Source organism: Gemmatimonadota bacterium (assembly GCA_016713785.1).
Classification (GTDB): Bacteria; Gemmatimonadota; Gemmatimonadetes; order Gemmatimonadales; family GWC2-71-9; genus JADJOM01.
On the sequence record JADJOM010000003.1, the window covers coordinates 606,723 to 625,737 of the forward strand.

Consider the following 19,015-nt stretch of genomic DNA (forward strand, 5'->3'; position numbering starts at 1 on the left):
CGGCACCGCCGACGATCACCCGGAATGCATAGCGCCGGCGCCGCCGCCAGGGCAGGGGGCCCCGTGGGCAGCCACGGACGCCAGGGGTGCCCCTGGTCGCTCAGCGCCGGGCATACCGCACGGCCCACGATACCCGCCCGCCGGCCGGGCTGGTGAGGCGCACGACCCGCACCCCATCGGCGCGGAGCCGGCTGCCGGCCCGCGCGCCCGTGGCCGTCACCCCCGCGTACCGGAAGCCGGCCGGCTCGGTCAGGTACATCTCGTACGGGTCGTCGGCGACGAGGTCGCTCTCCCCGCGGAGCGATGGGTCGGCCCATTCGACGTGCGCCAGGTCGGGGCCACCGCAGGTCACGTGGCGGTTCGTGGCCAGCAGCTGCGGATGCGCCACCCCCGCCCGCAGGCAGAAGACCTGCACCCCGTACGGTGCGGCGATGGGACCCGCGGCCAGGGTGTCGCGCACCACCCCGCGGTAGCTCCGCGTCCAGAACTCGAAGGCATGGTACGCCCTCCCGGCCGGGAGCCCGAGCTCCGCGAGCGGCACGCCGGCCCCGTCGTCCCGGGTGCGCGCCAGCACCGTCCATTGTTCGAAGGGCCGCGCCACGTCCAGCTGGTAGAGGGACACGACCTCCCGCTGGTCGGCGTCGAACGCCCGCGGGCCCGAGCCGCTCACCTCGACATCCGCCAGCGCCAGCCGCGCGGAGCGCGAGGGATCCACGTCGTACACCTGCCCGGGCCTGGTGAACAGCACCGGGGCCGTCCGGCGCGCCGCCTCCACCCGTCCGGTTTCGTACACCGCGGGCCGGTCCGTCAGCATCAGCACCGAGCCGGTGAGGGTCGTCAGCGTCGCCGCCCGATACCCGTCCGGCTGCCGCAGCTCGATGTGGTCCGGGTCGTTGCGCCAGACCACGTTGTTGAAGGAGTTGTACTGCGCGAACGAGCCGTACCCGAAGCCATCGTCGCCCACCCGCATCCCGTCCACCAGGCCGATCAGCTCCGGACGGATCCCCCAGCAGGCCAGCAGGTAGACGTCGTCGCCCAGCGCCACGCGGACCCGCTCCACGACCCCGCGGAACACCGCGGCCCGGTCGAGCCCCCGCGCCGCCAGCGTCGCGGCGTGGCTGTTGTAGCCCTCGTACCGGAGGTGACGGAGCGCGTCGAGCTTGACGTAGCCCCAGCCCATCCCCCGCAGGGCCCGGTAGACCGGGGTCACCAGCGTATCCATCGCGCCCGCCGCACTGCCGTCCATCACGTAGCCCACCCAGTTCCCCCAGGCCGGCGCCCCCGTGGCGTCGGGAATGAACCACCCGGGATGCGCCTGCGCGGCCTCCCGGTCGTGGAACGCGACGTTGGTCCACAGCCCCGGGGTGAGCCCCTGGGCCCGGATCGCCTGCTGCAGCGCGGGCAACCCGCCCGGGAACTTCGCGTTCGGCTCGAGCCAGTGCTCCGGTCGCCCGATCGGCAGCTGCTGGTACCCGTCGTCCACCTGCAGGTACTGGTACCCATAGGCCCGAAGCCGTCGGCCGAGCACCTCGGCGGTCGCGGCGATGTCCCGCGCGGTCACCCGGTCGAAGTAGGCATACCAGGAGGTCCAGCCCGCCACCGATCCCGTCCAGGGCCGGTACTCCCAGGGCCGGTACGCGGTGAGCCCGCGGTGCCGCTGGTAGAACCGCGGCCGGAAGCGGAGCGCCACCTCGCCGCCCGCCGCCACGAGGGTGAAGGCGCTCCCGTCGCCCGTTCCGGCAGCCGGCGTCACCTCCACCCCCGCCGGGACGTCCACCGACAGCACCCAGTCCGCGCGCCGGTCGTACACCGCGCGATTGAGCCGGTTGACCGCCGGTCCCACGGCGTGCCGCACCACCCGGAGCCCATCCTCACGCGGCTCTGCCTCCGCCGCGAACGCCTCCGCCGAGCCGCCCACCGTCCCGCGCACTTCGAGCCGGCCCGATCGCGCCGTCCACTTGAGGACCTGGGTGACGCGGCCCGCCGTGCTGTCGAGGAGCTGCACGAAGTCCGGCGGTGCTCCGCTGGCCGTGACGAAGCCGTGGAAGAGGGTGTCGGACCGGTAGAGCAGCGTGACGACGCTGTCGTGGGCGGTGAGGGTGGCGGGCGCGGCCGGCGGCTCCGCGACGGCCTGGGCGGCGAGCGCCGCCCCCCGGGTGAGGGCCAGCACCGTGAAGGCGACGGGCAGGCGGAACATCGGCATCAGTCGGTCTCCTGTGGGTCCCCGCCGCGGCGGCGCGTCCGGACCGTGGCCCCGGGACGTGCCGGCTTCCCAACGTCCCCGGCGACCGGTAAGGTATCCCGCACCGTACACCTCCTCCCCTCACCCCGCGCCAGGTGCGCCACCGTGAAGACCCGACTCGCCGGCCTCGGCCTCATCGCCTGCGGCCTCCTCGCCGCGCTGCTGTTCGTCTATCTCCCGCTCCGCGATGGCGCCGTCGGCGTGATGGGGCCGGTGCGAATCAAGGCGCTGGTGTTCATCCCGCTCGCGATCGTGACCGGCCTGGCCTTCCTGCTGGGCGGCCCGCCGGTGCTCGACGCCTTCCAGGCCCGGCCCAAGTCCCGTGCACAACTCGCCCTGGTGCTCGGGATCATCATCGCGTCAGGCGTGCTGACCGGCGCCGGCTACTGGCAGATCAAGACCCGCTGGCTCGCACCCCCGGCCCCGTCGATCCTCGATGTCGGGCCCGGCGCGCCACCGCCGGTGCCCCGGCCCTGAGCCCGCCTCAGCCGTCCTTGATGTCGGGCTCCACCAGGTGGGCCAGCTGCCCCAGTGACTCCTGCCACCCCAGGTAGCACATCTCGACCGGGATCGCCGCCGGGATCCCGGCCTGGGTGATCGACACGTCGGTGCCGCAGAGGACCGGCCGGAGCGTGACCGTGACCGTCATCTCGCCCGGCGGCCCGGGCGCGTCGAAGCGGTCGGTGTAGACGAGGCGCTGCGCCGGCACCAGCTCCAGGTACGTCCCGCCGAACGAATGCCCGGCGCCCGTGCCGAAGTTGATGAACGACGCCCGGTGGCTGCCGCCCACGCGCGCCTCCAGCTGGTGCACCTGGCACAGGAAGCCGTGCGGCGGCAGCCACCGCGCCAGGGCGTCGGGTTCGAGGAAGGCCCGGTAGACCTTCTCGGGCGTGGTGCGGAGCACGCGATGCAGCTGGATGGTGCCGGGAGTCATGAGGGTGGCTCCGGAAGCGGGGCGCCGCGGGGGCGCCGTGTGACTGAGATGAAGTCGGAGCGCGTCACCGCGGCGCCGGACCTCACTGGCCGGCGGGCGGTTGCCAGAGCTCCACCTTGTTCCCCTCGGGGTCCATCACCCAGGCAAAGGCGCCGTACTCGGACTCCTCCATCGCGCCCACCAGCTGGCACCCCTCCTCCTGCAACGCCGCGACGAGGGCACGAAGGTCGTCCACGCGGTAGTTGACCATGAACGCCGCCGCGCTCGGCGCAAACTGGTTCCCCGCCTGCGGGCCGATCGACCAGGCCGTCGTCCCGGCCACCGGGCTGCCCGCGGCGTCGGTCCACGGGAAGGCCGCGCCCCCCCACGCCTGGACATCGATGCCCAGGTGCCGCTTGTACCAGGCCTGGAGCGCGGGGGCATCCTTGGCCTTGAAGAAGATGCCGCCGATGCCGGTGACGCGTCGCATGCCATCCTCGAGTGTGGAAAGGCCGTGCCTGCGTCGATCGCAGGCGAATCCATCGGTGTGTCCGCCAGGGCAGGGTGGCGGCGTTGGTGCCCCTAGCGCAGCAGGAGCGCCGTGAGCAGCGACCCCAGCAGCGCGCCCACCGCGCCGCCGATCCCCAGGAGCACCATCGAGGCCCGCCGGCGCTCCCGCTCCGGCGCCGCGGCCGCCGGGGCCAGCCATACCTCCGAGAGGCGGAAGGTCCTGGTGGAACCCCAGCCGTCGCTCAACTTGATGCGCTGCCGCTCGGGGGTGTAGGCCACGACGGTCCCGGTCCAGGGGCCCCACATCGGCCAGTCACAGCTCACGCGCTCCCCTGGAAGGAACCCGCACGGGCGCACCCCCTCCGTCGGGATGGCATGCTCCCCGCCGCGCAGGAACCGCACCTGCGTGCTCTCCGGGGTCGTCGCCAGCACCTCGGCAACATAGCAGCGGCCGTCGATGGAGCGGGCCCACGCCAGGCTGCCGACGGTGGGCGGGGCGAGGGGCAGGTCAAGGCGCTCGGCCAGCGCGCGCTCCACCGCCCGCCGCGACAGCCCGACCTCCTCCGCCGCCCCGATCAGCGCGGCGACATCCGCCGTCCGCTCGGCCCCCCGCCGTGCCACGCTGTCCAGCTCCTCGGCGCGGGCGAGGATGTCGCGCAGTTCGTCATCCGTCAGGGACACGTGCGCCTCGGGTGAGAGGAGTCGGGGAGCGAGGAGGCCGCGGCCGCCCGGCGTCTGCCGCGGCGGCGGCACCGTCCATGGCAGGGGACAGCGGCGGGGAGCCCGGCCTACCGGGCCGTCCCGGGGCGCTCCACGGTGACGTTCTTCGCCAGGGTCTTGAACCGCACGCCGCTGTCCTGCACGACGGTGATGGTGACGGCGCCAGTCTTGCTCGTGTGGATGTCGCGCACCGTGCCGGACTTGCCGGCATGGGTGCCGCCGACCACCTGGCAGCGGTCTCCGTCCTTGATCCGAGCCTGGGCTGCAGCCTGCATGGGGATGCTCCTTGTCGTCATCGGGTCCAGGGGTGTCGTTTTCCCGCCGGGCTGGGCATTCCGCGCCAGGGCAGCCATCCTGCCCTCCGGCGACGGGGTTCGGGGAGTGGCGGGCGGCTGACCGGAGGCGGCCGCTCAGGCGATCGGCTTGAGCACCAGCCGCCCGTACGCGAGGAACGCCATGAGCAGGCCCAGCGCCGCGCTCATGACGATGGACCCCACCTCGCGATACCGCACGTGCACCCAGATGAACACCAGGCTCTCCAGCGCCAGCACCCCCGCGGCCACCACCGTGAGGCCCGGGCGCCAGCGGAACGCGGCCGGCAGGATGAGCCCCAGCACGCAGGCCAGCTCGAGCATGCCCAGGGCCGTCCACGCCTGCCGCGGCAACGCGCCGAAGGAGGGGACGTCCCCGCTCACCTTGTCGAACAGGAACACCTTCATCACGCCGGACGCGCCGTACAGCAGCGCGCCGACGCCCTGCAGGATCCACAACACGATATGCAACCTGCCCCCCTTGGTGTGCGCGTCAGCCTGACGCGGGGATTGCTCAACGACGCGAGCACGGCGTCCGGGCGGGGTGCTGCCTGGCCCGCGGGGTCACGGATGGGCCGGGGTCAGCGGAGCAGCACCCAGACCAGGACCAGACCTGCCACAACAAGCGCGGCCGTCAGCAGCAGGGGAATCACCGCCGCGCCAGTCGTGGGAAGGTCGTGGGGGGGGAGTCGCCTGGAGTGCCGGGAGAACGCGACCCCTCCATAGGCAGTGGCCAAGGCCCCGAGCATGACCAGGGCAGCCCCAAGGACCGGTGAGACGCCGTGGCCGGCCACCTCTCCCGGCAGGTGCTGGAGGCTCACCAGTCGCAGGAACAGCCCGAATCGCGCGACGACGAAACCGAAGCCCATGATCGTCAGGCCAGTCCGCAGCCACGCGAGCAGCGTCCGCTCGGCGGCGAAATAGACGCGGGGGTCCGGGGAGTTGGTCATGGGCAGTGTCAGGGTGGGCGCCGCGACGCGGCCTGGAAAACCCGGGGACCGATGCACGGTCCTGCCAGGAGCATCGTGCATGTTCAGCCGCCGCCCCAGGCTGGGAACGTCCGCGTGAGTCGGACTCTGGGAGGCCGACCCTGCCTCCAATCTCTCGACCATCGGAGCCTGCGGCAATCCCCGGCCCTGCCCGCGGTGCGGGTCGCAGGCCGCGCGGACGGCCTCCGGTGTCTCGAATACTTAGGTATTTACAAAAGTATCAGTCTGTGCTAGACTCGGAGGAGCACGATGGATCACCCGCGCATCGGGAAGGGGCACCACATGGCGCAGGTCGCCACCGATCAGGTCTTTCACGCCCTGGCCAATCCCACCCGGCGCCGGGTGCTGGAGCGGCTCTCGGCCGGACCCGCCACCGTCAGCGAGCTGGCGGATCGCTTCGACATGCAGCTCCCCTCGTTCGTGCAGCACCTCGGGGTGCTGGAACGCAGCCGGCTGGTGCGATCCGCCAAGCGCGGGCGGGTGCGCACCTACGAACTCGTCCCCGAGCGATTCGCGGTGGTTGAAGGCTGGCTGGCGGCGCGCCGGCGGGAGTGGGAGGCGCGGCTCGACCGGTTCGACGCCTACGTCAAACAACTCAAGGACAAGGAAGCGGCCCCATGACCACGCAGTCCCAGTTCAATCCGAAGCTGGACTTCGCCATCGAGCGGTTCATCGACGCCCCCCCGCGGCTCGTCTGGGCCGCACTGACCCTGCCCGAGCACCTCAAGGAGTGGTACATGCCCCGGGCCTGGGGGCGGGTGGCGCGCGCCGAGCTCGACCTGCGGCCGGGCGGCATCGTCCGCATCGACATCGCCGTCGGCGATGGCCCGGACGCGCCCAACGTGGGCTGCGTCCTGGAGGTGGTCCCGATGGAGCGCCTGGTCTGGACGTCGATGCTGTTCCCGGGCTATCGCCCGGCGGTCTTCGACGACATCCCGATCACCGCCATCATGACCCTGGCACCGGAGGGCAGCGGCACCCGCTACGTCTTCACCGCGCTGCACCGGAATGAAGCCGACCTCGCGACCAACAAGGCGTCGGGCTTCTACGAGGGGAGCGAGATCGCCGTGGACCAGTTCGTGGCCCACGCCCTCACGCTGCGCTAGTCCCGGGTGGGGCTCAGGGTCACGGTGCCGGCCGCAGCACCCGGTCGCCGTCGACCCGCACGATGACATAGGTGATCCGTGGCGTGAGCAGCTCCGCGAAGCCGTGCGGCGTGTGCGGCGGGATCACCACGATGTCCCCGGGCCCGACCTCCCGCCGGATCCCCCCGCGGATGGCGGTGCCCCGGGCGCTCGGCCCGATGAGCCCGAGCACCACCGGGCTCTCCGGCGGGAACGGGCGGGCGTCCACCAGCGTCCCGCCCACCACCAGGATCCCGCGTCCCTCCCGGATCTCGTACACCTCGGTGATGGCGTCGTGCACGATGGCGTCGGGCGGGGTGCGGCCGTCCACCTGGGAGCGCCGCACCATCGAGACCGCCACGTTGTAGCCGCCGATGGGCACGAACCGCACCCGGGTATCGGCCACCGGGGCGGTGTCGGCCAGGGTGATCGCATGCTCGAGCTCGGCGCTCGTCACGGCGAGGCTGCTGTCCGCGGGGCGCGCGGGCGCGGCCTGGGCCGACGCGAGCGACGGGACCAGCAGCAGGGTCAGGGCCAGGCAGGGAATGGCGCGGGGCATGGGTTCACTTGGTCGAGGGTTGGTGGTCGCCGCGGCGCCCGGCGCCCGGCGGGCTGTGGGCGGGAGCCTGCTTGCCCCACCGGGCAGGGGCGGCATCGAAGGCGAAGGCTGTCGGGCGGATCAGCCGGCGGCCAGGGCGGCGGAAAATGCTGGCTCGGCCAGTACCGAGGCCAGGGGCCGCGGCGGATCGGGCGGGGCGGGGTATGCGCCGATGGCCCGTTCGAACCAGCGGACGTCCCGCCACTGCCCATGCTTGAACCCCACGCGGTGGTAGGTACCGACCTCCCGGAATCCCATGGCCTCATGGAAACCGATGCTCGCCGGGTTCGGCAGGGCGATCCCGGCGTAGGCATTCTGGAACCCCTGCAGCCGGAGGACGCCGAGGAGGCTGGTGTACAGTGTACGGGCCACCCCGCGCCGATGCGCCCGCGCATCGACGTACGCGGAGACCTCGACCGACCACCCGTACGCCGCCCGTTCGCGGTGCGCGCTGGCGTACGCGTAGCCGAGGAGGGCCTCGCCCTCCACCCCGACGAGCCATGGGAACCGCGGCAGCAGCGCCTCCACCCGCCGCCCCATCTCCGCGCCGTCCGGCGCGCTGGCCTCGAACGACGTCGGATGCTCCTCCACCGCGGGGCGGTAGATCCGGGCCAGGTCGGCACCGTCCCCAGGCGTCGCAAGGCGGATCACCAGCCGCGGCGTCACTCGGCCCCCCGCGCCGGTCGTCACGGCCGCCGCGCCAGGGGGTCATCGAGGCCAGCGGCCACGATGCCGACATTGTCCATCCGCGGGACGCTCATGCCGCCTGCCGGTCGACCAGCTGCTGCATCAGCTCGATGGCGCCGTTGAGCACCGGCACCGCCACGGGATAGCCCATCAGCGCCTCCATCGTCCCCTCCCCGAAATAGAGCCCGCTCGGCGTCAGGAAGTTGATCCGGACCTGGCCCGCCGGCGGGGCGGGGCGGCGGGGTTCGAGCCACGGGCCGATGCGCTGCACCACCGCGACGCTGTGGGTGAGCAGCCGGTCGATGCACCCGTCGAGCGAGGCATCCGGCCGCTCCCAGACTTCCCCGGCGCCGGAGTAGTTGTAGTAGCGCGCCGAGTGGTCGTCGTACGCCGCCAGGAGATCCAGGCCCTCCGCCAGCGCGACCTCGAGGACCACGCCATGCACCTGCCTGGCCTGGGCCTCCGGCGGCTGCTCCCCCTGCGCCCGGAGGAAGCTCCAGGCCTGCAGGTAGTGGCGCGTCTCGAGGCCCGGCAGCGCAAGCACCTCGCGCCACCGGGCCCGCGCCGCGCCGGGATCTCCCGCCTCCAGGTGGTGCCGCGCCGCCGCGAAGGAGCTCCACGGCGCGTCCCCCACCGGAGCGCCCGCGGGCGGCCAGTGCGGCAGCGCCAGGTCGCCGAACAGGGTGTCGCGAAGAGTGAGGGGGGCCGCGCCGGTCGCGTCCGCGGCAGGGTGGTGGGAGCCCACGAGGTCCTCGTCGAAGGGGGCCAGCAGGCCGACAAGCAGAGCCGCCAAGGCTCCTGCATGGCGCGGCGCAGCGGTGGTGCCGGTGGGACAAACTGGGCCGGCTCGTCGGCCGCGGCAAGGACATGCCGGCTCCACGTCCGGCCCCCGCGCTACTCCGCCGTCGCCGCCCGGCGGGCGTCGCCCCGCAGCAGGGGCAGCCAGGCAAGCCACAGTTCGAGCACCAGGAGCGGGATCACCCAGCTCGCCCACTCACGGGTCGCGTCGCGCATGGCCTCATCCCGGACGTAGAAGAAGAGCCAGTCCTGGAGGTCATACATGAGCCGGAGCCAGACCAGCACCAGGGCCAGGCCGTAGCTCCGGATCATGAACAGCCGGTGGGCGGCGAAGCGCCGCCGGAGGGCGCACCGCCACGCGGCCAGCGTGAAGAAGAGCCAGAGCGCGCCGAGCAGGACGATCGGCAGGCGCGAGCCCTCGTACTCGATGGTCGCGCCCAGGTAGATCGCGGAAAGCGCGGCGATGGTGGCGCCGCCGATGTAGCACCGCCCGATGAGCCGATGGAGCGCCGGGCGTCGCGTGCGCAGGGAGGTGCTGAACTGCAGCGGGCCCCCGATGAACACGGCCAGCGCGGCGCCGAGGTGGGCGATGTACCACGCCTGCTTGTTGAGGAGGTCAGGCCCGAGCTGGCCAGGGGTCAGGAAGCGAAAGCTGATCGCGCGATACAGGTAGTAGACGCTCAAGGGGAGCAGGATGCCCCAGGCCAGCCGGGTCTGCACCGCCGTCGGGCGAGTCGTGGTCATGCGGTCATCGCTTCCCCCCGACCCCGGGCACGGCCGCGACCTGCCGCATCCAGGCGGCCACCTGGCGCGCGTCGAGGTCGGCCAGTGACCGGAGCTCGACGCCACGCGTCGCCTTGCCCATCGCCACCGGCGTCACCGGGGGGACCGGCGTGAGCGCCGTACCGTTCACGAACATCAGCTTGATGTGGCCGGCAAAGGCGCCGCAGGAAAAACACCAGCCATCGCCGACACCATAGTAGGCCATCCCCCACTTCACCGACCGCTGCAGGCCGGGCAGCGTCCGCGCCGCGAGGGCGTCGACGCGCTCCGCGACGCCGCGCTGCGGCTGCGGAAGGCTCGCGATGTAGGCAAGGACCGGCGCATCGCCGGCCGCCGCCTTGGCGGCGCTGGCCTTGCCCGTCACCATCGATGCCGGCAGGGGCGTGGCGGCCTTGGCCTTCGGCGCTTTCTTGGCCGGCTTCCGGCCTGCGGGCCGGGCCACCTTGTCAGTCTTGCGAGCCGGCATGGCGGTCTCCCGGAGCGGGAAGGTGTGTCGCCGCATCGTAGGCCTTCTCGAGCGCCGCCACGTCCAGCTTCACCATCGTCATCATGGCGTCCATCACGGCCTGCACCTTCCGGCTGTCCTTGTCGCCGATCAGCTCCATGAACCGCCGCGGCACGATCTGCCACGTGACGCCGAACGGATCCTTGATCCACCCGCACGCGCTCGGCGTGGCGCCCGCCGCGACCAGCTTGTCCCAGTACAGGTCGACTTCCGCCTGGTCCGCGCAGTCCACGTAGAGGGAAAAGCCCTCGGAGAAGCTGAAGTACGAGCCCCCGTTGTAGCCCATGAAGGCCTGGCCCCCGACCACGAACTCGGCGGAGGAGATCGGGCCATCCTTGCCGGTCCGGGCGACGTGCTTGATCCGGGAGTCCGGGAACGTGGCGGTGTAGAACGCGATGGCCGCCTCGAGCTGATCATTGAACATCAGGAAGGGTGTCACCTTGGTCATCGGACATCCTCCCTGTCGCGGAGGGGCGAGAGTAGTTGACGAGAGCGTGCCCACGCGCAGGTCCGCGTGGGTCGTGCCATTGTTGGCCCAGGTGGGTCTTTGGTTGAACGGGTGCACCCGCTGGTGCCGTGCCACCCAATCTCAACAGCGGCTGGCTTGAATCCACTGCCTGGGGCGGCCCTGCGCCACGCTCGCGCAGGGTGAGCGCCTGTTCCCTGGCGTCAGGCCATCGTCGGAATCACGCCTGTGCCTGATCGAGCGGGGCGCATCGGGGTCCCGGAAACCTACGTGGCAACGTATGGTCCTGCCAGCCCGCGGCAGCCGACCGGACCGCGCCCTGTCCACTGCGTGCGGTGGGTGACCGGCGGCCGTACGCTCTAGACGCTCGTGAGGATCGCGAGCGCCGTCCCGAGTGTCAGGAGGGAGGCGAGGCCCACGAAGTATGGGCGGAGGGAAGGATCGTTGAGACGGCCCCGGGCCACTGCGACGGCCGCGAGGGTCAGAAACCCGGCTGCCGCAAGGCAGGCGATGGCCCGGAGTGCCTGACTGACTGAAGGAGCGTGTGTCAGGGCCAGCAGCAGCGCCGCGGCGAATGCCCCCAAGGCTCCCGCAAGCAGGAGGAGCGCTCCGGGTAGCCTCCAGGCGGGACCAGGCGGCTGCGTCACAAACCGGTGCCAGGGCATGGCGCTCCAATGCGACAAGGGGAACTACGCTTCTGCAATGGCCGCGATCGAGATCAGCAGGCCTTCCACCCTGACCGGCAGCTTGGCGCCCTGCCGCGCGGGTGGATCCACCGGGAACCACCGCAGCCACTCCTCATTCATCCCCGCGAAGTCCGACTCGTTGGCCAGGACGACCGTCGCACTCACGACCTGGTCGAGGGAGCTGCCCGCGGCCTCGAGGATGGCCGCGATGTTCCGGAGGCACTGGGCGGTTTGCTCCTGGATGGTGGATCCGGCCAGGGCGCCCGTGGCGGGGTCAACCGGCGCAGTGCCGGAGACAAAGATGAGGCCTGCCGCGCGGGTCGCCTGGCTGTAGGTGGGCGGGGCGGCTGGAGCAGTGGTGGTCCGAATGACGGTACGGGGCACGGTGTCTCCAGCAGGACGCGGGGCGATGTCAGGGGTCCATGTCGTGCATGGGAAATCTAGTCTGCCGACACGTCACGGGCCCGGCGGGATCACGGGGGTGGATCAACAGCTGGCCGGCCAGAAGGACGCAGCCTTCTGTCCACGGGTTACCTGGGCGGAGTGTCGGTGGGGTGGGGAGTTCATGCGTGACCGAACACCCACGGTCGGCTGAGGCGCCCGGTCGGGGCCGCGGGACATACCCGCCATGGCACGTCGGCAGCCGCGGCGTGCCCGAGCTGCTGCACGATGACGGCGAGACCCGCCACGAAGAAACCCGCCGCGCACTGGCCCAGGCGCACACGCGGTGCGTCCACGCCAAGGACGCCAGGACCCTTTCCCTCGAGTCGCAGGAGGATCCACGAGAAGGCCAGCAGGATGGGGCCGATCATCACCGGGTGGGGTGAGGGAGGCGTGCCAAGGGGCGGACGACGCGCCCACTACGCGCGTAGGCGGGTTCTGTTTCGTCGCCGGACACCCGCGCATCACCTGCCTGGGGCGGCGGAGAGGAGGAACCCGTCGGGCTGGCGGGGATCACATGCTACCGGACAGTTAGGCTATGGCCGGGCCCCGACTGGTGGATGCGCTAGTTGGGCCGTGCCGGGACGGAAGCCGGAACGCGCTGCCCGATGCGCCCCCACCGGATGGCTGAGAGCCATGGGAGGAGGCGAGGCGAATGTGGGTCATAGCTGTAATAGACGTAGCGGGGTCTGCCCACGACATGACTCGCAGGCAGGAACCCCCAGAAGCGACTGTCGTAGCTGAAGTCCCGATGGTCCCCGAGCACGAGATAGGCGCCCGCCGGGACACGAAGCGGTCCCCAGTTCCGCCGATCGGGAACGAGCCCATCGGCGCGATGGAGGAGGAATGGCGCCTGCCAGCGAGCCATCTGCTCGCGGAGCTCCGGGGAGTCCGCGGGTCCACCCACCGACGAGTGACCCTGGGACCAGGCCGGCTGGAGCCGGTTGAGGAACAGCTCGCCGTTGCTCATGCCGACGCTGTCGCCAGGGACGGCCGCAATGCGGCTGACCGTGAGGAGACCAGGCGCTTCCACGGAAATGAAGGCCACGACCTCGCCACGCTGAGGCCGGTAACCCGGCCGAAGCTCCACCATGAGGTGGTCACCTGCCAGCAGCGCAGGCTCCATGGAGCCGGTGGGCATCCTGAAGGCCGTACGCCGCCCTGGCGCGCCATGGCCGCCAAGGAGCGCGGCGGCAAGGATAGCCGCGGCCAGCAGCGGCAGGATCAACAGGACCTTCGGTGTGCCCTTGAGCGTCATCGCAGGTGTCTCATCGCATTGGCCTGACGCCCCCGCAGATGTGGCCGGGCGCGGCGGGAGCGCGACGGTCCCGGGCACCTCGCCTGATGGTGCCAGACCCTTCCCAGGCTGACAGCCGCCCCCCGGCAGGGTCCATTCGGACGTCAGGCGCCTGCCGAGTCGACGGCTGAGACCGCTGGCCGGAGCTGGCTCCACGCCCACCCGAGCAGGGTGAGGACCAGGAAGGGATACGCGAAGAACGGCAGGGGCGACGAAGTCGGGAGCAGCGGGTGGCCGGCAAACAGCTGACTCGCCGTCAGGGCAAAGAGGCAGGCCGAGATGACACCGACCCCGCGAATCCAGGCGGGGAAGACGGGGGTCACGCTCACCATGAGCAGGGCGGTGGCCCAGAGGGCGGTGCCCGCGGCGAAGGCCGGCACGCTCCCAGCCGGCCCGGCGGCGGTCCCACCGAGGAGAACCCCCTCGCCGATCGCGAAGACGAGGAAGCCCGCCGCGGCGAGGTCGACGCCCGCCCGGAAGTACTTGAGGGCGAGGAGGGTGGTGCCCGCCACGAGGGCCACGCTGTCGAGGGCCCAGAGGCTCGCCTGGAGGGTGGCGGAGGAGGCGAAAGTGCCGGCGAGGCCGAGGGCGGCGCCCACCAGCAGCCCGGCGGCAGCGAGCCTCGAGAGGAGCCTGTCTGCAGAGGTCATCATGCTCGGGACCGTGGGGGAGAGAGGGGGGAGAGACCCGGGGTCGCACAGTGACCTGACGCCCGCGTACGACCGGCAGCGCGAGGGCTGTGGACTGTCCGTGGCAGCAACTTACCGCCCGGGCGCTGACAGGTCCATGCGCCAGGGGTGGCGGAGGCCAACGGGACCGCCACGAAGCGCGATGGCGAGCCTGGTGAACGCAGCCGCACCTCTCGGCGGACCCGCGAAGCAGGATAGCCTACATGCTGTACCCTGCACGACGAGTGGGTGGTCAACAAGCGCCCTCGGCATGCCGGCGGCACATACCGCACCCACGAATGCCCCGAGGTCCTTGCGTCCACCGATCGTCGGGACGCCTGCGGTGATGGAGGAGGCGCGTGAACCGATGGGTTCAGAGACGTGCTCTTCGACCCGCTCCCCCTTGCAGGGCCTTCCGGTAGACGAGGTCAGCGGCGACCAGGTCCTCCATGGCGTGGCCCATGGACTTGAACGCCGTCAGTTCGGTGTCGGAGGCGCGGGCCGCGGCCTTGCCCGACAGGAGATCGCCAAGTTCGGTGCCCATCGCAGGGTCGAGTCCGGTCAGCTCGCCGCAGCCGGCTGGGGGTGGCTCGAACGCGAGCCGGGATTCCACCACGAGCCTGCCCTGCCGGGCGATCTCGATGGGCAGTTCACCCCCCGGCGGGGCGTAGCCGACCGAGGTGACGTGAGCGCCGGGGGAGAGCCAGTCGATACTGATGACTGGAGTGCCGGACGAGGTGCAGAGGCAGACGACGTCGGCCCCGTGCACCGCCTGCTGGAACGACTCACAGGCGTGCGCGCGCGGGTCGGCTGCCGCCAGCGCCTGCGCGTCCGAGAACCTGCGTGAGGCGATCCGGATCTCGGCGAACGCGCGAACCCGCGGAAGCACCCGCAGGTGGGCCCGGCCCTGCACGCCGGCGCCGATGATGGCCAGCACCCGGGCGTCCCGTCGCGCCAGGCACCGGGCGGAGATGGCGGCGCAGGCCGCGGTTCTCATGGCGGTGATGTACGATCCGTCCATGACCGCCTGCGGCGTCCCGGTGGACGGATCAACGAGCGTGATGAGCGCCTGAATCGTCGGCAGGCCGCGGCTGCTGTTGCCGATGAAGGTCGACACGAGCTTGACGGCCATGGGATGGCCCGGAAGCCACGCCGGCTTGAGGAGCAGGTGGCCGGCGCCCGGGACGCCGACCTCGCTCCGCGGCGGCGACCGGACCCGTCCGTCGCTCAGCGCGAGGAAGCCGTCCTCGAGGCCCTCCAGGAGCGCGTCCACGTCCAGCAGCGACTGCACCTCGTCCCGGGTCAGCAGCAGCAGCTCCATGTCAGGCTCCTCCCAGGTCCGGCTGTCACAGCGGCCGCGGCTCCCAGGTGCACAGGGGGCCCTCGCACCAGGCTAGTCGGCGAACGCGGCGCGCAGCATCATGGCGGAGGTGTAGAGTATCACCCCGATCACCAGCCACCGCAGGATGTCCAGCGGCAGCTCCTTGACGATGAAGGCCGCGATCAGCACGGCGACCACGCCCGGAATCGCCATTGCCACGGCGGCCTTCCGGTTGTACGCCCCCTCCCGAATGAAGCGGATGGAGGCGGGCGGCATGAGGAAGGCGCAGGAACCCATCATGATCGGGAAGGCGACCCTGGGCGACAGGCCGAGGGCGAACACCAGGGCCATGCACGGCGCGTACAAGCCCACGCCGGCCGTCATCACCGCCCCCAGCAGGCCATTGACCAGGACCGCGAACACCAGCTTGCCGCCGTGCAGGCCGATGGCATCCCCCCCGCCCGGTATCCACGCCATGGTCCGGGCCAGCATGAACGCAGCGGTGACCAGAAGGGCAATCCCCATCGTCAGCCGGATCCGGCGTTCGGACAGCCGGGCGACAATGCCGGCACCAACGATCGCGCCGACCGCGGCCGAGGCAAGCATGGGCACCAGGGTGAGCGGCTCGACCTCGATGATGGTGATGAAGATGAGCGCCTGCACCACCACCGGGATGGTGTTGGCGACATTCATCGTCCCGGGAATCAGCCGGTCTTCCGTCTGCCGGGTGAACTTCAGCAACGCGGTCTGCGGCGCGAACGCTCCGATGCCGAGCACGTCAAAGAAGTTCACGACGAAGCCGATGAGGCCGGTGGTGCCCCAATTGGCGTCCTCGAGGCTGTGCCTGTGCTTCAGGAGGTCCCTGGTGAAGCCGGTGACGAACCACACGGCGAGGAGTGCGAGCGACACCCAGATGACGGCAATCATGAGCGGAGCAGAGGAGGGGAGCCCGGTGGGCGCGGCGGCCGGGCGGCCGGCCTAGCAGGCCTTGAAGCCGGTCCGGGCCCGCTCGTCTGCGGCCGTGGCCAGCCGGGCCTCGATCGACTTCGCCGTCGGGGTGATGGCCAATCCGCCGAGGCCGGTGCAGCGCAGGGTGTTGGGAATGGCATCGCCCACCTTCTTCATGGTCTCGATCACTTCATCCAGCGGAATCAGGTGATCGTAGCCCGACAGGGCCAGGTTGGCACAGGAAATGGCGTTCGTCGCCGCCATCACGTTCCGGTTGAGACATGGTGCCTCGACCCGATCGGCGATCATGTCACAGATCATGCCCAGCGACGACTGCAGGGCCATCGAGGCCGCCGCCAGCGACTGATCAAGCGTGCCCTGCTTCAGCTCCACCAGCCCCGCCGCCGCCATGCCGGATCCCGACCCGCATTCCGCCATGCATCCGCCCACCTCGGCCGCGAACGTGGCGTGGGCGGCGATGAACACGCCGATCAGGCCGGCGGCCAGCATCGCCTTCACCACGTCGTCTGGCGGGAGCCCGAGTACCGTGTTGGTGCCGAGGATGGCCCCGGGCAGCGCCCCGCACGATCCGGCCGTCGGGGCGGCCACGACCACGCCCATGGAACTCTTGACCTCCATCATGGCCGAGGTGTGGAGGATCACCTGGTTCAGGACATCGCCTTCCAGCAGCGTCCCCGCCTTCAGGTGGCGCTGAAAACCGAGGGACTGCGCTCCGAGGATCCGGTCGGCGTACGTGGTACCCTGCAGGCCGCGCGTCATGGAGTGCTGCATGATCGCCACGATGGCGCGCATCTTCTCGAACACCGCGGCCTTCGAGAGGGCCCCGCGCATGCTCTCGTACTCGACCGCCAGTTCCCACAGCCGCAGTCGCCGCTCCGCGTTGTAGGCGAGCATCTCGGCGCTGGTGATGAAGGGCACGGCGAGATCCTGGCGCGACAGGACCGGAAGGACCGGATGGAGTCTCCGGATGAACAGTACGTCGTCCCTGGCCGCGAGCGCGGCGGACAACTCCTCGGACAGGAAGCGAGTGGCTGCCACTTCAATGAATGTGGCCGTGCCGTGCCGGAGCGCGATCGCGTCGTAGGTGGCCGACCGCTCGAGCAAGGCGAGGACGGCGCCGGGGGAGGTCACGTAGACCAGGGTCACGAAGAAGTCGCCGGCCATGGACACCGGGGCGCCATCGATCTCGAGGACCTCGATCATGCCGCCACCGGTCGAGATGGCGGTCAATCTCCTGGTGTCGTGCCTGTTGCGGAGCGTGATCTTGTAGGTGTTGGGATGGGTCGCGCCGATGGGATGGATGGCGATGGTGATGGTGATCCCGGCATCGGCAATGGCCTGCAGGTAGTCTGGCAGGCGTTCGTCATCGGCCTCCCATCCGAGCAGGCCGCCAAACAGGCCCATGTCCGAGCCCTGGCCCTTGTGGGTCGTGGCCAGCGAGCCGTTGGGGTCGAACTCGATGTGCACGTCGGTAATGTCGCCGTGCATCAAGTCACGGCACAGTCGGCCAATGCGCAGGGCCGCTGCACAATGGGAGCTGGAGGGGCCCCGCATGACGGGGCCAATGACGTCGTTGAAGATGCTGGGATACGTCGTCATGGTGGTCGGCGGGTGGGTGGGCCGGTGAGCGCGCCGCGGAACCTGTGGGGGCGCGACTTCAACCTGCGTGTATGGAGGTTCCATGGCCGGGGACCGAGCTCCAGCGGCGTGGGTGCCCCGATCGATTGGGGTCCTCGCGGCCCCAGAGCCTCCGACAAGCTGCAGCCCAGCGGCCCGGCCGGCAAGCCCGCCAGTGCGGTCCTGCGCCGGTCAGCCGGTACCGGTGGGCCGAGGCTGCGCCCCCCTCGACGGACCGGAGACGAATGCCAGGCGCCCGGGCGCCTGCGTCCGCCCCTGCATGCACCCCTTCGGATCCCGATCAACATCCAGCTGTCCTGCTCGAACGCCGGGGGCTCCTCACGAAGCGGCCCCGCCGACGGCCGTGCTATCATCCGGGCGTCGTCCCCCCAACCACCACACCCCCGAACGATCTGTGGACGGCAGACTGCAGAGGCCACTGCAAGACCCGCGACGAGGTGTACTGCCAACCGCCCTGACCGGCCCTGTGACCCATGTACCCGGTCTCAAGTGTTACCTATGTCCCGGGTCGCTCAGGTGACGCCAGCGCCGATGCCAGTGGATGCGGTAGCGCGAAAGCCCAACCCCTGGCCGCTGAAGTCCTAGGGAGCGCGGGCGGCATGAATGCCCGCGATGGCCAACGTCAGCAATGCAAGGCCGGAGAGCGCCCACCCCCATAGGCGCAGATGCCAACCGCGTGGGGTGAAGATGTCGTGTCGCGTGAGCGCGCCATGGAGTGTCGCTCGCGACCCCTCTTGCTTCGCGGCCGGAGTGAGGTGGGCATAGGACCGCAGAAAGCACCCTGCGGAGCCAGGCCCAAAGGCAAGTAGCGGCACCCAGATGAACCAAGGCAACGGTGATAGTCCCAGGGTGGTAGTCCATGCGCGAGGGCCTGGCGTCGCGGGCGCAACGCCGGTGTGCGGCGACATCCGTCAAGGGGGTGATCGCTATGCACCTAACATCCCCGCCTCAGCTGCAGGGCGCGGCGTGCGTCGATGAACCTACCGGTCCGGTGACGGCCGTGCCAGCCCGCCCGCGACCTGACGGCCACGCCCTGGCTGCTGCGTGCGGTGGGTACGCCGTGCCCTTCACGCGTCGCCAGGCATGAGCGAGTAGCGCCGGTAGCGCGATCGCCAGGCCGATCACGGGGTGGGAGATCACGTTCCAGGGATGGAGCGAGCCGGGAAGGCCGACTGCGTCCCATCCATGCCAGGCGACGGCAATGACGAGTAGATACGTGGAAAGCCAGCGGGAAAGCCGCGTCTCGGACAGGAGCCCGAAGCCTACGGCGACCACGGAGAGGGCCATCCCCACGTTCCGCGTGAAGAGCGCAGCCCAGTGATAGTGCTTCATGGGGAGGAGGCCAGCGG

23 protein-coding genes are annotated in these 19,015 nt (G+C 71.0%); 4 read left to right on the forward strand and 19 right to left on the reverse strand.

Features of this window, described 5'->3' with window-relative positions; genetic code table 11:
- Positions 1–100: 100 nt before the first annotated feature.
- Positions 101–2,203 carry an alpha-galactosidase gene (locus IPJ95_10605; GenBank protein ID MBK7924063.1) on the reverse strand — a complete coding sequence of 701 codons (2,103 nt, stop codon included), beginning with the start codon at positions 2,201–2,203 and terminating at the stop codon, positions 101–103.
- A gap of 144 nt (positions 2,204–2,347) precedes the next feature.
- Between IPJ95_10605 and IPJ95_10610 the strand changes: the two genes are divergently transcribed.
- Positions 2,348–2,719 carry a hypothetical protein gene (locus IPJ95_10610; GenBank protein MBK7924064.1) on the forward strand — a complete coding sequence of 124 codons (372 nt, stop codon included), beginning with the start codon at positions 2,348–2,350 and terminating at the stop codon, positions 2,717–2,719.
- A gap of 7 nt (positions 2,720–2,726) precedes the next feature.
- Here IPJ95_10610 and IPJ95_10615 read toward each other — a convergent pair whose 3' ends face one another.
- The 6 genes from IPJ95_10615 to IPJ95_10640 all read right to left on the reverse strand — a co-directional run bounded on the left by IPJ95_10615 (position 2,727) and on the right by IPJ95_10640 (position 5,646).
- Positions 2,727–3,176 carry an SRPBCC family protein gene (locus tag IPJ95_10615; protein ID MBK7924065.1) on the reverse strand — a complete coding sequence of 150 codons (450 nt, stop codon included), beginning with the start codon at positions 3,174–3,176 and terminating at the stop codon, positions 2,727–2,729.
- Between the two features lie 82 nt (positions 3,177–3,258).
- Positions 3,259–3,645 carry a VOC family protein gene (locus IPJ95_10620; GenBank protein MBK7924066.1) on the reverse strand — a complete coding sequence of 129 codons (387 nt, stop codon included), beginning with the start codon at positions 3,643–3,645 and terminating at the stop codon, positions 3,259–3,261.
- Positions 3,646–3,737: 92 nt separating this feature from the next.
- On the reverse strand, positions 3,738–4,346 hold the full coding sequence (locus IPJ95_10625; GenBank protein MBK7924067.1) for a hypothetical protein: 609 nt from the start codon (positions 4,344–4,346) through the stop codon (positions 3,738–3,740).
- Between the two features lie 107 nt (positions 4,347–4,453).
- A complete protein-coding gene (locus IPJ95_10630; GenBank protein MBK7924068.1) occupies positions 4,454–4,660 on the reverse strand; it encodes a KOW motif-containing protein in 207 nt (68 codons plus the stop codon).
- Between the two features lie 135 nt (positions 4,661–4,795).
- A complete protein-coding gene (locus IPJ95_10635) occupies positions 4,796–5,158 on the reverse strand; it encodes a DoxX family protein (GenBank protein ID MBK7924069.1) in 363 nt (120 codons plus the stop codon).
- Positions 5,159–5,277: 119 nt separating this feature from the next.
- Positions 5,278–5,646, reverse strand: a complete 369-nt coding sequence (locus tag IPJ95_10640; GenBank protein MBK7924070.1) for a DUF202 domain-containing protein — start codon at positions 5,644–5,646, stop codon at positions 5,278–5,280.
- Between the two features lie 321 nt (positions 5,647–5,967).
- Here IPJ95_10640 and IPJ95_10645 point away from each other — a divergent pair, with 321 nt between their 5' ends.
- Together IPJ95_10645 and IPJ95_10650 are read left to right on the forward strand one after the other, a co-directional pair.
- Positions 5,968–6,306, forward strand: coding sequence for a helix-turn-helix transcriptional regulator (locus tag IPJ95_10645; protein MBK7924071.1), 339 nt, complete (start codon positions 5,968–5,970; stop codon positions 6,304–6,306).
- Entirely contained in the window at positions 6,303–6,791 is a 489-nt protein-coding gene (locus tag IPJ95_10650; protein ID MBK7924072.1) for an SRPBCC family protein, read from the forward strand. Before IPJ95_10645 ends, IPJ95_10650 begins: the two co-directional genes overlap by 4 nt.
- 19 nt (positions 6,792–6,810) lie before the next feature.
- Here IPJ95_10650 and IPJ95_10655 read toward each other — a convergent pair whose 3' ends face one another.
- The 7 genes from IPJ95_10655 to IPJ95_10685 form a co-directional block, all read right to left on the reverse strand.
- Complete coding sequence (locus IPJ95_10655) at positions 6,811–7,368, reverse strand: hypothetical protein (GenBank protein MBK7924073.1); 558 nt, start codon at positions 7,366–7,368, stop codon at positions 6,811–6,813.
- 120 nt (positions 7,369–7,488) lie between these two features.
- Positions 7,489–8,061: an N-acetyltransferase gene (locus IPJ95_10660; GenBank protein ID MBK7924074.1), complete on the reverse strand. Its 573-nt coding sequence runs from the start codon at positions 8,059–8,061 to the stop codon at positions 7,489–7,491.
- 103 nt (positions 8,062–8,164) lie between these two features.
- On the reverse strand, positions 8,165–8,887 hold the full coding sequence (locus IPJ95_10665) for a hypothetical protein (GenBank protein ID MBK7924075.1): 723 nt from the start codon (positions 8,885–8,887) through the stop codon (positions 8,165–8,167).
- Positions 8,888–8,988: 101 nt separating this feature from the next.
- Positions 8,989–9,636, reverse strand: a complete 648-nt coding sequence (locus IPJ95_10670; protein ID MBK7924076.1) for a DUF2306 domain-containing protein — start codon at positions 9,634–9,636, stop codon at positions 8,989–8,991.
- Positions 9,637–9,640: 4 nt separating this feature from the next.
- Positions 9,641–10,141, reverse strand: coding sequence for a DUF1801 domain-containing protein (locus tag IPJ95_10675; protein ID MBK7924077.1), 501 nt, complete (start codon positions 10,139–10,141; stop codon positions 9,641–9,643).
- Positions 10,122–10,628 (reverse strand): VOC family protein, encoded by a 507-nt coding sequence (locus IPJ95_10680; protein MBK7924078.1) that lies wholly within the window; start codon positions 10,626–10,628, stop codon positions 10,122–10,124. The genes IPJ95_10675 and IPJ95_10680 overlap by 20 nt, the downstream gene beginning before the upstream one ends.
- 707 nt (positions 10,629–11,335) lie before the next feature.
- Positions 11,336–11,716 (reverse strand): RidA family protein, encoded by a 381-nt coding sequence (locus tag IPJ95_10685; protein ID MBK7924079.1) that lies wholly within the window; start codon positions 11,714–11,716, stop codon positions 11,336–11,338.
- A 266-nt stretch (positions 11,717–11,982) separates the two neighbouring features.
- Between IPJ95_10685 and IPJ95_10690 the strand changes: the two genes are divergently transcribed.
- Positions 11,983–12,159, forward strand: coding sequence for a hypothetical protein (locus IPJ95_10690; GenBank protein ID MBK7924080.1), 177 nt, complete (start codon positions 11,983–11,985; stop codon positions 12,157–12,159).
- A gap of 179 nt (positions 12,160–12,338) precedes the next feature.
- On the opposite strand, the gene lepB is transcribed toward IPJ95_10690, so the two are convergent.
- From lepB to IPJ95_10715, 5 genes are all read right to left on the reverse strand, one after another.
- Positions 12,339–13,031 carry a signal peptidase I gene (gene lepB / locus IPJ95_10695; GenBank protein MBK7924081.1) on the reverse strand — a complete coding sequence of 231 codons (693 nt, stop codon included), beginning with the start codon at positions 13,029–13,031 and terminating at the stop codon, positions 12,339–12,341.
- A 143-nt stretch (positions 13,032–13,174) separates the two neighbouring features.
- Positions 13,175–13,723, reverse strand: coding sequence for a hypothetical protein (locus tag IPJ95_10700; protein ID MBK7924082.1), 549 nt, complete (start codon positions 13,721–13,723; stop codon positions 13,175–13,177).
- Positions 13,724–14,111: 388 nt separating this feature from the next.
- Positions 14,112–15,059, reverse strand: a complete 948-nt coding sequence (locus IPJ95_10705; protein ID MBK7924083.1) for an ornithine cyclodeaminase family protein — start codon at positions 15,057–15,059, stop codon at positions 14,112–14,114.
- A 72-nt stretch (positions 15,060–15,131) separates the two neighbouring features.
- Complete coding sequence (locus IPJ95_10710) at positions 15,132–15,986, reverse strand: sulfite exporter TauE/SafE family protein (GenBank protein ID MBK7924084.1); 855 nt, start codon at positions 15,984–15,986, stop codon at positions 15,132–15,134.
- A 51-nt stretch (positions 15,987–16,037) separates the two neighbouring features.
- Positions 16,038–17,627 carry an L-serine ammonia-lyase, iron-sulfur-dependent, subunit alpha gene (locus IPJ95_10715; GenBank protein MBK7924085.1) on the reverse strand — a complete coding sequence of 530 codons (1,590 nt, stop codon included), beginning with the start codon at positions 17,625–17,627 and terminating at the stop codon, positions 16,038–16,040.
- Between the last annotated feature and the right edge of the window lie 1,388 nt (positions 17,628–19,015).

Coding starts and splice junctions, on each gene's coding strand:
- lepB (MBK7924081.1), bottom strand. CDS start 13,031: ATGACGCTCAAGGGCACACCGAAGGTCCTGTTGATCCTGCCGCTGCTG.
- IPJ95_10710 (MBK7924084.1), bottom strand. CDS start 15,986: ATGATTGCCGTCATCTGGGTGTCGCTCGCACTCCTCGCCGTGTGGTTC.
- IPJ95_10615 (MBK7924065.1), bottom strand. CDS start 3,176: ATGACTCCCGGCACCATCCAGCTGCATCGCGTGCTCCGCACCACGCCC.
- IPJ95_10715 (MBK7924085.1), bottom strand. CDS start 17,627: ATGACGACGTATCCCAGCATCTTCAACGACGTCATTGGCCCCGTCATG.
- IPJ95_10605 (MBK7924063.1), bottom strand. CDS start 2,203: ATGCCGATGTTCCGCCTGCCCGTCGCCTTCACGGTGCTGGCCCTCACC.
- IPJ95_10675 (MBK7924077.1), bottom strand. CDS start 10,141: ATGCCGGCTCGCAAGACTGACAAGGTGGCCCGGCCCGCAGGCCGGAAG.
- IPJ95_10680 (MBK7924078.1), bottom strand. CDS start 10,628: ATGACCAAGGTGACACCCTTCCTGATGTTCAATGATCAGCTCGAGGCG.
- IPJ95_10705 (MBK7924083.1), bottom strand. CDS start 15,059: ATGGAGCTGCTGCTGCTGACCCGGGACGAGGTGCAGTCGCTGCTGGAC.
- IPJ95_10620 (MBK7924066.1), bottom strand. CDS start 3,645: ATGCGACGCGTCACCGGCATCGGCGGCATCTTCTTCAAGGCCAAGGAT.
- IPJ95_10700 (MBK7924082.1), bottom strand. CDS start 13,723: ATGATGACCTCTGCAGACAGGCTCCTCTCGAGGCTCGCTGCCGCCGGG.
- IPJ95_10640 (MBK7924070.1), bottom strand. CDS start 5,646: ATGACCAACTCCCCGGACCCCCGCGTCTATTTCGCCGCCGAGCGGACG.
- IPJ95_10630 (MBK7924068.1), bottom strand. CDS start 4,660: ATGCAGGCTGCAGCCCAGGCTCGGATCAAGGACGGAGACCGCTGCCAG.
- IPJ95_10655 (MBK7924073.1), bottom strand. CDS start 7,368: ATGCCCCGCGCCATTCCCTGCCTGGCCCTGACCCTGCTGCTGGTCCCG.
- IPJ95_10650 (MBK7924072.1), top strand. CDS start 6,303: ATGACCACGCAGTCCCAGTTCAATCCGAAGCTGGACTTCGCCATCGAG.
- IPJ95_10670 (MBK7924076.1), bottom strand. CDS start 9,636: ATGACCACGACTCGCCCGACGGCGGTGCAGACCCGGCTGGCCTGGGGC.
- IPJ95_10645 (MBK7924071.1), top strand. CDS start 5,968: ATGGCGCAGGTCGCCACCGATCAGGTCTTTCACGCCCTGGCCAATCCC.